The following is a 13,778-nucleotide window of genomic DNA, read 5'->3' on the forward strand; positions in this document are numbered from 1 at the left end:
CCGGTGAATAGCGGAGTGAGAATACACAGGCGTGCTGAGACATGAATCGCTTTCTGCAATTTCTGCGTGACGAGCTTACCCCGTTCCCCGGCCGGATGAACGTCACGCTACGCTGCGTAGCCAGCGCTGCAATTGTGATCGTCATTTCCATGACGCTGCAGGTGCCGTTTCTCGCGCTGTCGATTCTCGTGACGTTCTTTGCAACGCAGTCGAATGTCGTCCTCACCAGGATAACGGGAATCCTGTTTCTTGCCGGAGCCACGATTGCATTGAGCAGCTCAATTCTTCTGCTCAAGTTCACCTTCGACTATCCGCTGCTACGAATCGTATTTGCCAGCCTGATATTCTTCTGCTGTGTCTATGGAATGCGGGTCTTCCAGCTTGGCATTGTCTTCTTCATTGGCGCCATCGTAATCATCTACGTCCAGTCGTTTGTCGACGTAACGCCGAATGCGGAAGCGCTTATCCGGGCAATTCTTTGGGTATGGGTATCGGTGTGCTACCCGATAGCCCTCACGCTCATCATCAACACATTACTTTTGCCGGCTGAACCTCGACAGCAATTGCGTCAGATGTTGGTTTCGAAGCTCATGGTAGTGCAGGCCAGATTGGGTGCATTGCTTGGCGGTGCATCTGCGCCCAGATCCATTACTGCGCAGGACGTAGAGGGCACCACGACGGCTCTCCAGAAGCTGCTGAGATTTACAGCAATGCGCGGAAGGCGCGATGGCATTGCCGAGGCCCGCGATCTTGCGACTGTCACGACGGTTTCGAACCTCTATGTCGCCGCGTCAAACTTGCGGCAGACTTCGTTCGTCTCAGAGATGCTCGAGGATAGGGTCAGGTCCTTGCACAAGGCGTGCGGATCATTGGCCGGCGCGATCGGTAGGGACGAACCCTTTTCCATTGCAGAAGAGCGAAGGAACCCCGCCGTTGGCTCGACATCTGCCGCTGGATTTCCCTGGGCCTTGGTGGCGATGAGTCGCGCTTTTCTGGAACTCGACGCCTTCACGGTGGCACAGGACGACGCCATGCACAAGCCGCCGAGACAGCCTGTACTCGCACCGGACGCCTTTAATAATCCGGTATACGCAGAGTTTGCACTCAAGACCTTGCTGGCGGTGCTGGTGTGCTATCTCTTCTACAATTCCACCGACTGGCAAGGTGCCCATACCGTGATGCTGACGTGTCTGATTGTGGCACAGCCCAGCCTCGGAGCGTCAAGCCGACGGTCATTGCTGCGATTTTGGGGCGCCGCTATCGGCAGTCTGCTCGCGCTGTTCGAGATAGTATTCATTCTCCCAAGAATTGACGGCATTGCGGCGCTGATTGTGAACGTTCTGCCGGTATTGTTTATCGGAGCGTGGGTGGCAGCTGGCTCGGAGCGCATCAGCTACGCGGGCGCGCAGATCCTGTTCACATTCTCGCTGGCATTCCTTGAGCAATTCGCCCCCACGTTCGAGCTGACAGAGATTCGGGACCGCATGGTTGGCATTTTCCTGGGCATAGTAGTCGCCACCTTTATGCAGATGAGCCTCTGGCCGGAAGGTGAGGCGGCGTTGCTCAGGCGCCGGCTCTCGGCCAGTCTCCTTTCAACGGCCAGGCTGCTGCAGAGTCTCGGGCATCCGACAGTCGCCGAAGATAGCCCGGATATTGGGAAGCAGCGAATGGCGGCATGGGCTGCGCTCAACGACTGCGAGGGTATGCTATTGAGGGTCGCGCTTGAGCCAACCTGGCGTGAAGGCGAAGAAGAGCGCGTCGCGTTGCGCGCAAATTCTGTGCTTGTGGCCGCGCGAGAGCTGCTGCTTGCCGCGGACGCCCTGCGGAGCGCCTTTGATGTCGCCGGCGGCAGGATACCTACGCTTCTCAGCGATGCCGCACGCGACTTCGCGTCGAGTGCCGGCTCGGCAATCATGGCGTATGCAACGGGGCTGAAGGAACCGACGCCCTGCGCAAGGCCCACCAAGCTGACGGGCCCCAAGGCATACCTGGTCGGGAGCGGACTGGAAGAGGGCGCTGAGGGCAACGTCGCGGAGTTGAGTGCCGAGGTCAATCGCGTACTGCAAGCGGTGTCGGGCCTGCCGGAGTGGGTTGGGGAGGCTGGCTCTCGCTCGCCGGGTCTTCCAGCCAGCGTGCGTGCACAATGATGGATTCCACGTCGCCGGCCCCGCGGGGTAGTCTCTCTCGTCATTTGCGTTGTCTTGCCATGGCAAGCGTTACGGTATTGGCCGGCTGCGCGTTGATTCACCACGACAGCGCTCCGGTTCAGCAGGTGGATGCAGCGCAGGTCGAGGTCCCGCGACAACTGGACTTGACCGCAGGCGATTGGCCGTCTGAGAAATGGTGGTTGCAATATGATGACCAGCAACTGACTGCCTTCATCGACCGCGCACTATCGGCCTCACCGACGATGGCGTTAGCACATCAGCGTGTGGCACAGGCTCAAGCGCGGGCGGAACTGGTGGCAGCTGCATCCGGACCGCAGGTCAGCGCCATCGGGTCTATCGACCGTGAGCGCGTCTCATCCCACGGTTTCCTGAGCGCATATTCAGGATTTGAACCGGCTATCGGAGCGAACGGCCCCTGGTATACGACGGGGCTCATCGGATTAGGGGGCGCGTGGGACCTGGACATCTGGGGGCGGCATCGAGCGGAGATTGCCGCGGCCATTGGCGTTGAGAACGCACAGAAAGCCGAGACAGCACAGGTTGCGCTCGAACTGTCGACGGGTGTCGCGAGACTCTACTATTCCGTGCAGACCGCGCTGTCTGCCATCGATCTGCTGAAACGGGAGCGCGACGCCATCGCCATTGAGGTCGATGCCCACCGTTCGAAGATTGCGCGCGGGCTTGAACCCGAGACTACCGCCAAACAAGCGGAGGCTAAGCTACTCTCTGTCGAACAGAAGATCTCGCAGGCATCTGATGAGGTGACAAACGGACAGGAGGCAATGCGTGCCTTGATTGGCGCGGATTCACGCGAACCCGTGGACATTGCGCCCAAGGCGCTCCCGGTTGTGGCAACGGGGGTACCGTCAAGTCTCGGCTTTCAGCTCCTTGCACGCCGCCCCGATCTGCAGGCGCTGCATTGGTATGTCGTCTCATCCTTGAAACAGGTAGAGGCGGCGAAAGCGGCGTTTTATCCGAGCTTTGACATCAAAGCCTTCTTCGGATTCAACGCCCTGGACCTTTCCCAACTCTTTCTGCATGCAAGCCAGCAAATCAACATCGCACCCGGGCTGTACCTCCCGGTGTTCGATAGCGGTCGCCTCAACGCCAATCTGAGGGGAGAGAGGGCGGCGAGTAATGCCGTCATTCTGCAATATAACCAGGCCGTATTGAATGCGGTTCGCGATGTGGCGCAAACAGGAAGCGCACTTAAGGACCTGGGTGAGCGCACCGCCATGCAGCAGAGGAAACTTCAGGCGGTGCAGTTCACGCTGGACAGTTCATCAGCGCAATACGCACGGGGGCTCGCCAACAGGCTGCAAGTGGAGCAGGCACGCGAGACAGAGATACAGGAGCAGGTGGCGATGCTTCAATTGACATCCCAAAGTCTCCAGCAATCCATCGTGCTGACAAGAACACTGGGCGGCGGCTACCAGGCGGAAGGCGATATGCGTTGAGGTGGGACGGGTCGAAGGCCGGTCCACATGATTTCATGTTGCATCCGAAGGATCGGTCGGAAGGCTGAAGCTGAAGGTCACACCCCGGCCCTCATTGCGCACGACCCAAATACGGCCGGCGTGTGCTTCGACGATCGACCGACAGACTGCCAGCCCCATGCCCATGCCCGCTTCCTTGGTGGTGACAAATGGCTCAAATATCGTCTCCAGATTATCCGACCCTATGCCTTCATCCTGAACGTCGACCACCACGCTGTCCCCGTCGCGCCGAGAGCGTATCAATAGCGACTTCGGTAGGTCCACCGTTGCTGACACTGCCTCGATGGCGTTGCGCACAAGGTTGACGATCACCTGCTGAATCTGCACCGCATCGGCTCTGATCATCGGCACGTCTTGGGCTAGCTGGGTCTCGAGCGAGATCACGTTCCCGTAGATTTCGTCAGCCATCAGAGTGCAGACCTGAAGTATCAGTGTATTGACCTCAAGTACGACCTTTGCAGGAGCCGTGCGCCTGAATAGCGCGCGAATGCGGCTTATCACGTCCGCCGTGGCAATTCCATCACGGACGACGGCTTCGACGCTGAGTCGGGCTTTGTCGATGTCGGGCGGCGTGGCAGCGAGCCAGCGCCGGCACGCTTGCCCGTTGGCCACAACGGCCTGCAGCGGCTGATTGATTTCGTGGGCGATGGATGCCGATAACTCGGCCACTGTCGCCATCCGTGACGCCTGCGCAAGCTCTTCCCGCGCATGTCGCAGCGCGTCTTCCGCTCGCGTGCGCTCGATGAATTGCCCGACCTGGCAGCCGACGGCCGTCATCATCTGCAAGAGCTCGGGATCGGCGTCGCGGACCTCGCGGCTGAAAAATTCGATCACGCCCACTACGCCGCTCTTGAGCGTGATCGGGAAGGCGAAGGCCGCGTGGAGCCCCTCCTTCGCGGCAGATTCTGTCCGCGGGAACTCCCTGTTGAGAGCGATTTCGGGGATGCATACGGGTGCGCCGCTCGACCATACTCGCTCGGAGAGCCCCATGCCGAAGCCACTCGTTCCCGACACTAACCCGGAGCCGGAACGCGCGAAGGTGGACGAGGGCCATGATTGCACGTGCGCCAGCACGCCCGCTTCCGAATCGACGCGCCAGATTGTGCCACAGTCCCACTCGAGCGCTTCGCACATTTCTCGGAGGATGCGCGGTGCCGCCTCCTCGATCGAGCCCGCTTCCGACAACGTCTGCGTGACGCTGAATTCCGCGAGCAGGCGCTGCTCGCGGCGTCTGCGCTCGGTGATATCGCTGGCGAGCGCGATGGCGAAGAGCCGCCCACCGCGGTTGAACGCCCGTGCCCGCACCTCGACGGGAAAGAGACTTCCGTCTTTTCGCCGGCGGCGGCCATTGAACGTCACACTTCCGACTTCCTGCAGCCGCTGCTTAATCCACTGGACTTTTTCCGGCGTGATGTCGCGGTCGAACTGACAGGTGTGCATGCCGATGAGTTCTTCGCGCGTATAACCCAGCGACTCGCACGCCTGTCCGTTCACGTCGAGCACGATGCCTTCCTGGTCGTACATGAAAATGGCATCCGTCGCGTGGTCGACCAGGGTTCGGAAGCGTTCTTCGCTTGTGCGCAGCGCGTCCTCGCTTGCGAGCAGGTTGCGGTGCGCCAGGCAGCTCGTCATCGCATCTTCCAGGCGTCTGGCAATCTCCTCGAACAGCCGCCGCTCCAGGGTTGTCCAGGAGCGCAAGTGCGAGCACTGGTGCAACCCGAACAAGTACGGCCGGTCGCCCTTGGGGCGAACCGCGATCGCGATCATCGACAGGATGTTGAATCGGTCACGAATCTCCGGCGGGATGCCTGGATCTACCACCGCTCCTGGGGCGTGCAGCATGTCACGCAGGAATTCGGCTCCCCGGGCATCCACCGGAAGCTCCTGGTCGAGCGCGAAGGCGCCCGGATAGTCAGGATGGGTGTGCTCCATCACCGCGCGACACGCCGGCGCATCGGGATCACAGGGATATACCAGCCAGGCCCGATCGCAATCGAAGATCGCCAACGCCTCCTCGAGCACGCCGCGCGTCATGCCCTCGACGTCATTCGTTCGCTGCATGGCGCGGTTGATGCGGTCCATGCACTCGAGGAACCATAGGTGTTCCTCGCGCTCCTCCTCCGCGCGCTTCTGCTCCGTGACGTCTATGATGGCGCCAATGTATTCGGCGAAGTCGCCAGAGGCTGCCAGCACGGGATGGCTCAGGCTGCGGACATAGCGTACATTGCCGTCCGGCAAGAGCAGGCGGAACTCCTGTTCGCACTCCACGCCGTCGCGCACGTATCGCTCCAGCTCTTCCAGGACTCTGGGCCGGTCCTCTGGATGGAAGCGTTCCACGGCGGAGTCGAATGAAGGAATCCCCTGCGCCGGGTCGTAGCCGAGAATGCGATAGCACTCCTCCGACCAGTACAGGATGGCGTTAGAGGCAGGGCTCCATGCCCAGCTTCCGGTGTGGCTGACTTTTTGCGCCTCCGCCAGGTAATGGCGGCTGCGCCGCAGCTCTTGCTCCGCTTGCTTACGCTCGGTCATGTCGACGACAAAGGCCACGCCACGCCTGCGTTCGTCGTCGAAAGCAGCCGCCCCGACCAGCACGGGAACGCGGTGACCATCCTTATGGAGATACTCCTTTTCGAAGGGTTGCACGCTGCCGGTCAACTCGAACTGCGGCAAGACTTGTTCAAGTTCGTGGGCGAGTGATTCGGGAGGGGTCAGGTCGGTCCACCGCAACCGACTCGTCACGATATCCTCGCGCTTGTACCCGACAATGCGCAGAAATGCGTCATTGGCCTCGAGAATCCGCCCCTCCCGGTCCCAGATCAGGATCCCGACAATGTTAGCGTCGACCAGGCGGCGGATCTCCGCCTCCCGCTTCTGGAGCTCGCGGTACAGGCCACTGTTTTCGAGCGAAATCGCCGCCTGGGAAGCAAGCACCTTCAGGACAGAAATCCTGCCGGGCGTAAAAACGCCTGGAGCAAGCCTGTTTTCCAGGTACAGCAGCGCAACCAGCGCACCCTGCTTCATCAACGGCAGGCAGAGTACCGACCGGACGCCCTGCGCACCAATGTACTGATCTGTGGAATGCGGACTCGGGACTGAAGTATCGTCGAGAATTACGCACTCCCGGGTACGCGCGGCATATCGGACCACCGACTCGGGAAGCGTGTCCGCAGAAGCTGGCGTCTCTCGCAGGCTGACCGTCACAGCGCTGCCGCAAGTCTTCGCTTCCGCCTGGATCAGAAATTCGCCGTCATGCGGGAGAATCAGCAGCCCACGTTCCGCGCCGGCGTGCTCGATGGCTGTACGCAACAGCGTTTCGATGAGCTTTTCCGGGACGATCTCGCCCGACACTGCCTGCGACACTTTGATCACAGTGGCGAGATCCAGATCGTCAACCGGCGAGTCGATCGTGCCCGCGGGGCCCGGGGCACGATCGTCCTGCCCGTCTTGCCTTAGCCCCGGATAGAGCTGATCGAGTTGCCGCACCTTCCCATGGGCTCCCCACCGCAGATAGGCACGTCGTGCGTTTCCCAGGTAGAGATGCGCAATCTCCTCAAGGCCGCGCGCCGCGTAGAAGCGGGCAGCCAGTTCGTAGGACAGCGCCTCGTTTTGAACGAAGCCATTCGAACGCGCAGAGCGAATGGCTCGCTCGTACAGATCCATTGCCTCGGGCAGGCGCCCCTCGATGCGCGCAATCTCCGCGGCGACCAACGCCGCACGATCCTCGAAGTTCTGAGGGCAGTTTTCCGCCCATGCCCGGAGTTGTCGGGCATGGGCCGACAATGTGTCTCGATGCATTGCATACGGATCGGAACCCATGGGTTCGCAGCACGCGGCACCAGAGAGCGCGGCATAGAGGTGGTATTCCGCTCTCTCCAAGAGCATGACCGAAGGCGACGCTGACGTCGAAAAACATCTTTCAGCCTCTTCCGCTGCATCAACAGCCGATGCGTAGTCGCCAGCGAAGAAGCTCGCCTGCAGCTTTCGGATCCAGTAGAAACTCTCAGGCAAGGCCAGAGCCGGGTGACCGGTGAGGCGCGCCTCGAACGAGCGCTCCGTGGGGCCAACCTCGAGCGAGCCGAATTTCGCGGTTTCGCCACGGAGCGTGCGCACGAGCGCGAGCGGGGCGGAGATCATGTCGGCAGCGAATCCAAAACGCACCGTGCGGGCAAACTCCAATCCGTGCTCGGCTTCACGCTCAACCCGATCGAGTGGAACACCCGAAGCGAGAAGAATGGAAATGATTTTGCGGCAGCCGTATGCAGAAAACGTCGGGTCACCTTGCTCGTTCGCCATCTGAAGGGCATGTCGAGCCGGGGCGACACTCTCCCGGAGCGGTCGTGTCCAAGGTACGACGAGCGCGAAGATCGAATAGGTCTTTCCTCCCAATCGCTTCAATCCATGGCGTTCGGTCAGATCGCAGGCCATCTTTCCGAGTCGATAACCTGCGTCGTAATGGCCGAAGCGGTCACCGGCCATAAGCCCGACCGCGGCGTAATGCGCAGGTGCGGCGTCACTGTTGCCACGCTCCAGGCTGAGATTGACCGCCCTGCAGACGGCGAGCGCGTACAGATTCTCGTCGGTGTGCAACGTCGGCGGTCCAAGGGTGGTGAGCACGTCGAGCGTAGCAATGGACTCCGGATCCTTCATCAGCGGCAGGTCGATGAGATCCTCGATCGCCCGCCTTCCAACCAGCGTCCAGATCCGATCGTACTCGCGACACGCTTCCAGTTGGGTGGGATGCGCTGCCCAATCGATGCCCACATGCCGCAGGTATTCCAAACCGACAGCGACCGCGCGGTCGCTAGCCCCGAGCATCGTGTATAGGTCCACGCGCCGGCTGGCGACAGCCGCACATTGGATCGTGTCGGCAGCGCGCGTTGCAAGCGCCGCGAGACGTTCCTCAGCGGACGGCAGTGCGCCCGTCCAGAGCTCGCAGTCGGCCCCATGCAGTTCCAGGGCGAAGGCAAGCGCCTGTCGGCGCTCCCACGAATCCTCCGCTATCAGCGCCGCGCCAGCGCTGAGATACGTCAGCGCAGAGGCGTAGGCAGACGAGGCCTTCGCGCGCTTGCCGGCAATCAGGTTCAGCTCGGCGAGCTTCTCGCGCTCGTCCTGTGACGTGATGAGCGGTGCGCCGCGGTTAAGCTGGTTGACGATCTCGAAGATCATCTCCGGCAGCTTTTCCGGCGGCAAGCAGGCCGCGAGCAACCTGCCTATCCGGAGATGGATCTGTGCGCGCGCATCTTCCGGGATCAGGGAGTACGCCGCCTCCTGAACCCGGTCGTGGACAAAGCTGCAGGAATCTTCCGTGCAGGAAATGAGACCTGCTCGAATTGCTTCCCGGAGCCGTTTCTGGAATCCGCCTCTCGGCCGCTGGCATACCGTCTCCAGCAGGACGAGTTCCGCGTCGCTACCCATGCATGCAAGCGTTTGCAGAACTTGCTGTGTTCCGATGGGCAGGCGATTCAGCTTGCCGACCATGAGCTCCACCACATTGTCGGTATAACTCTTCATATGGATGCGAGCGAGGTCCCAGGACCAGCGCGCCGCATCGTGATCGAAGGTAAGCATTCCCTCTTCGGCGAGCGAAGTAATGAACTGAATGGCGAAAAATGGATTGCCGGCGGTCTTGTCCAGCACCAGTTGCGCGAGCGGAGTGGCACGCTCTGGCCCGCAGCGAAGCGCGTCCGCGATCAACTGTTCAAGATGCTCCTGGGCAAGCGGCGCCAACTTGATCTCCGCCAACGCTCCGCCGGCGGCCTTGATGGCATCGAGCTTGCGCGTCAGCGGATGCACGGCATTGACTTCGTTGTCGCGATAGGCGCCGATCAGCATGAGGTTCTGCGGACGGGACCGGGTCAACAGGTCCACCAGCAGGTCGAGCGTCGCCGCGTCGATCCATTGCAAGTCATCGAGGAAGAGCGCCAGTGGATGCTCTGGCCCGGCGAAAACGCCGATAAACCGAGTGAGCACCAGTTGAACCCGGCGTTGCGCGTCTTGCGGAGGCAACTCCGGGACTGGCGGCGGTGCTCCGATGATGAGCGCCACTTCGGGAACGAGATCCACGACAAGTCCCGCATTCGATCCCAGCGCCTCGCGAAGCGCGTCACGCCAGGGTTCCAGTTCCGCCTCGCTTTTGCCAAGCAGCGGCCGTAACAGACTCCGAAAGGCTTGCGCCAGCGTCGAATATGGAATGTCGCGTTTGTACTGGTCGAACTTGCCCGCCGCGAAAAGCCCGCGCGACGGTAGCAGCGCCTGGTGCAGCTCGTTGACGATGGCGGACTTGCCGATGCCGGAATATCCCGAGACCAGCACCAGCTCAGGCGTCCCGTTTTCGATGGTGCGTTCGAAGGCGGCGACCAAGGTATCGACCTCACGCGATCTCCCGTACAGCTTCTCCGGAATCATCAACTGGTCCGGCATGTCGCGCTCGCCGAGCGGGAATTCGCCGATGCGTCGCTCGCTTTCCCATTGCGCAAGGCAGCGCAGCAGGTCCGCTTCAACGCCTGCCGCGGTCTGATAGCGCTCCTCCGCCGTTTTGGCGAGCAGCTTCATCACGATCGCTGAGAGGACTGGCGCCAGGTGGTCCACGCGCTCTTGCGGTGGCACCGCCTCTCTCGCGATGTGGCAGTGTACCCATTCCATCGGATCGGCGGCGGCGAAGGGCAGACTTCCCGTGAGCATCCGGTAGAGCGTCACGCCGAACGCGTAGAGATCGCTGCGGGAGTCGACCGAACGATTCATGCGCCCGGTCTGCTCAGGCGCCATGTAGGCGAGCGTACCGGCGATGGACTCGGGCGGCTCGGATCGTTGACGCTCTCGCGCAAGCCGCGAGGCGAGGCCGAAACCCGTGAGCCGAACTTCACCACTGTCGGGATTCACCAGGATGTTGGCCGGCTTGACGTCCTTGTGCACGAGCCCACCCTGGTGGACTTCGCCCAAGGCCGACGCGATGCCAATAGCGAGGCGCAGGAAGGTCCCCGAGTCCATCGGTGCATCGAGGAGACTCTCGAGGGGCTTGCAGCCGTCATCTTCGGGAGCAAGGGCCATTCGGACGCGCTCGTGGAGCCACGGGGCGTGAACCGCATCGAGTTCAATCGAGTTCATGGAATGCTGGTCGATTCTGGTCCTTGCCCGGGTGGTGAGCGGCCGGCCTATGACACCTTCATGAGTGAGGTCGTCATTGTGGCCAACGAAAGCGCTCGAAGGTTGCGCGCGGCCAGGCTGGCTGGCGACGATCGAGCAACTGCGATCGACTCGTTACTGCTGGAGAAACGAGCATCAGAGAATTCAATGTGAGCCATCCAAGTACACTCATGTTGGTTGGCCCAACCGGGTTCTCTACAATGCACATCTTTTTCGCCCTGAGCTGCGTGTCGATTGCGATGCCAGTTCTCGTCAGGATTACGTGCCGCTATTCTGATAGCGGCATCCTACTCCAACAAGCATCATTATTAGTGCGGTGGTGATGCCAAGATTGGATAGCGCAACACTGGTGCGGTGCGTCCACAAATGGTGCTTTTCATGCCTTGTGCCAGCTATTGCGGAAGTTCGCCAGGGTAACCTCCTTTACCTGTTTGACCTTTAGGTCCGACGCAGAATCAGCCGGAATGCCGGTCAGATGTCCCGCGTGCGCGGGATGACGACCGCCTGGCCGTGCCCTCTCCCATCCGTGTCCAGGAGTTGCCACAGCGTGGCCTCTTCGATCATGAAGCGCTGGCCTGACTTGGTGATGCGCACGCCCCTGTAGCCAGCTTCGTAGCCGATCTGTTGTACACGCGCGAGGAACTGCCGCCGCTCCTCGCGATTCTGGGGCTCGGCTGAGAGCCGCGACGGCAAGCGGGTGATTTCATCCCAGCCATATCCGAAGCGGCGCTGAGCGGCCTTATTGCCGTAGATAAAGAGCGGGTCGGGATCGGTATTGTGGGCGAGCACCGCGAACGGGGCGCACTCATAGAGCCATTTGGTAGCCTCGGACACCGGCATACCCTGAGGAACCAGCGGTTGACGGCGCAGCCGGGCGTAGCTGTCGGCGAGGAGCTCGTAGAACGCCGGGTTGCTGTGGAGTGGGACTGTCTGAGACATTGCAACGGAAATCATGGGGGACTTTTGTAAGACCATAACGCTTACGATACTGCATCTGCTATGGTGACCCTCGCTTCAATTCACCTCGGGCAACCGGAGAATCGGCAGCTAGACCCTTGAGAAAGTTGATCTGGAGCCGAGTTGCCTGCTACCCGGTCTTGATGGTAGCCGGCAGGAGGTCGGACGGCTATTACATGAAACTGGAGGCACCCCCGTTTATGGCTTGCCGCCGAAATTATCGGCTCGCGGCTGGAGCAGTGCTTCGGGGCACCGTTTCGTCCCGCAGCGCCTGGGGGTGCCGCTGATCCGGAAGTTCTCCCAGGCGCTCTGGGTGTGGACGCCGTCGCAGGTGTCGGCCGGTCAGCGCATGAGCGCATGAGCGCATGAGCGTGTGGGTGATTGTCGGCGTTGAGCGTTGGCCTCGTGAAGGACACCGCGCTGTCCGGCCACGCGCGCCACAGGCCGGCGATCGCGAAGGGCTCGCCCAGGCAGACCAATGCGCCAACGCACTGCCTTGCCAGGCTCGCTGTTCCATCGCGGACCGCGCACCTCGATGTGGATACGCAGTGGAGTACCGGGCACCGCCGATGGTCCATCCCAGATCCAGTAGCAATAGGCATTGCATAAATAAAAACTTATGTTCATTACAAAAATGTTTAATTGTCATTAATGCATTGCCGGGCTTAGGCTTCAGTCAAACTCACCTGACTGCTTGGGACATTCAAATATGGGCCAGCCAACCTCCGACCAAGGTCGCACTGCCAAGGCGCTCCTGACACGATATTATCCAGATGCCGGCACGGAACCGCCGCTCGGTGCCAATCTCATCACTCCGCGCCACGGCTACAGCCACCATGGCATCTATGTAGGCGACGGCAAAGTTGTGCATTACGCTGGACTTGCCGGGTCGTTGCGTCGCGGCCCGGTCGAGGAAGTCAGCCTCACGCGTTTCGCCGCCGGATACGAAGTCTTGATCGAACCGTGCTTATCCGGTTAGCTCCCAAACCTACTAGATGTAGTGGGTAGCGATTTTTTTCCATAGAGCTCGGCATAGGTCGGCGCGGTGACGTCACCAGCGATGCCGAGCAGGGAGCGAAACGCGTTGAAGGGATAGAAACGGCGGTTGAAGCGGAAGGTGAATTCGTTGAGATAGGCTTGTAGGTGCTGCGGGCTGACACCGTGATGAATACCGCGCAGCCAGGTCTTGAGATTGGAGAACACAAGGTGAATGATCGGCAGGAAGGTTTCGGCCACTTGCATGTCACCGCGCTGCGCGATGGCGATATGGCCATAGCCGCGCTCGCCCAGCTTGGCATAACCGCCCCAGTCGTCGGTGATGATGGTTGCCCCGGGTGCAACGGTACGCTCGATGAATCCGCCCAGCGACCGGGCACTTCGGTCAGGAACCAGAGCGAGCCGAACTCGTCCGGCATACCGTCCGCTCTTGCGTTTGTTGCGGCTGCCGGAAAGCTTGCGTTGCCGAACCTCGACAGCGCCGGCCACAAGAACCATGTGGTGCACGCCCCTGCCTTTGCCGCGAGTACGCCCACCGACGTAGGCCTCATCGGCCTCGACGTGTTCCTCAGGCTTGCCACCAATCCGATCCTGGTCGGGGCGCACCATGCCGGCGCGCAACTTGTGGAGTATCTGGAAGGCGGTCTCGTAACGCGACAGGCCGAGTTGGCGCTGGAACTGAACTGCCGACATGCCAGGCGTCTGACTGGCGACCGGATACGCCGCCCAGAACCAAACCGACAGCGGTGTGTGCGTGCGCTCCATGACGGTGCCAGCAGTGAGGCTCGTGTCGCGTGTGCAATGGCGACAACGGAAAACGCCGGGGCGATTGGCAAAGCGGTACGGCTCACCAAGCAAGCCACAGTGGTCACAAATGAACCCATCGCTCCATCGAGCGCGCTCAAGGTAGGCCATGCATGCCGCTTCGTCTGGAAACATCCGCTGAAACTCCGGCAGCGAGCCCGGAAACGGCAGATCGCCTCGGTCAAGCACATCAATAACCATGGCTGCCCCGGGT

7 protein-coding genes are annotated in these 13,778 nt (G+C 61.1%); 4 read left to right on the forward strand and 3 right to left on the reverse strand.

Features of this window, described 5'->3' with window-relative positions; translation table 11 throughout:
• Nucleotides 1–41: 41 nt before the first annotated feature.
• Together ACZY0R_RS40855 and ACZY0R_RS40860 are read left to right on the forward strand one after the other, a co-directional pair.
• Nucleotides 42–2,147 carry an FUSC family protein gene (locus ACZY0R_RS40855; RefSeq protein WP_488867196.1) on the forward strand — a complete coding sequence of 702 codons (2,106 nt, stop codon included), beginning with the start codon at nucleotides 42–44 and terminating at the stop codon, nucleotides 2,145–2,147.
• A complete protein-coding gene (locus ACZY0R_RS40860; RefSeq protein ID WP_488867344.1) occupies nucleotides 2,147–3,625 on the forward strand; it encodes an MdtP family multidrug efflux transporter outer membrane subunit in 1,479 nt (492 codons plus the stop codon). Before ACZY0R_RS40855 ends, ACZY0R_RS40860 begins: the two co-directional genes overlap by 1 nt.
• A gap of 33 nt (nucleotides 3,626–3,658) precedes the next feature.
• On the opposite strand, the gene ACZY0R_RS40865 is transcribed toward ACZY0R_RS40860, so the two are convergent.
• A complete protein-coding gene (locus ACZY0R_RS40865) occupies nucleotides 3,659–10,711 on the reverse strand; it encodes a PAS domain S-box protein (protein ID WP_488867198.1) in 7,053 nt (2,350 codons plus the stop codon).
• Nucleotides 10,712–10,738: 27 nt separating this feature from the next.
• Here ACZY0R_RS40865 and ACZY0R_RS40870 point away from each other — a divergent pair, with 27 nt between their 5' ends.
• Nucleotides 10,739–10,960 carry a hypothetical protein gene (locus ACZY0R_RS40870; RefSeq protein ID WP_488867199.1) on the forward strand — a complete coding sequence of 74 codons (222 nt, stop codon included), beginning with the start codon at nucleotides 10,739–10,741 and terminating at the stop codon, nucleotides 10,958–10,960.
• A gap of 318 nt (nucleotides 10,961–11,278) precedes the next feature.
• Here the strand turns inward: ACZY0R_RS40870 and ACZY0R_RS40875 are convergent, their stop codons facing one another.
• Entirely contained in the window at nucleotides 11,279–11,746 is a 468-nt protein-coding gene (locus ACZY0R_RS40875) for an MEKHLA domain-containing protein (protein WP_488867201.1), read from the reverse strand.
• Nucleotides 11,747–12,473: 727 nt separating this feature from the next.
• Here ACZY0R_RS40875 and ACZY0R_RS40880 point away from each other — a divergent pair.
• The gene (locus ACZY0R_RS40880; protein WP_488867203.1) at nucleotides 12,474–12,743 is read left to right on the forward strand and encodes a lecithin retinol acyltransferase family protein; all 270 of its coding nucleotides are present in this window, start codon (nucleotides 12,474–12,476) and stop codon (nucleotides 12,741–12,743) included.
• Here the strand turns inward: ACZY0R_RS40880 and ACZY0R_RS40885 are convergent.
• On the reverse strand, nucleotides 12,740–13,765 hold the full coding sequence (locus tag ACZY0R_RS40885; protein ID WP_488867205.1) for an IS1595 family transposase: 1,026 nt from the start codon (nucleotides 13,763–13,765) through the stop codon (nucleotides 12,740–12,742). The two genes, ACZY0R_RS40880 and ACZY0R_RS40885, sit on opposite strands and share 4 nt — an antisense overlap.
• Nucleotides 13,766–13,778: the final 13 nt, after the last annotated feature.

It is taken from the genome of Cupriavidus sp. F041, assembly GCF_057814235.1.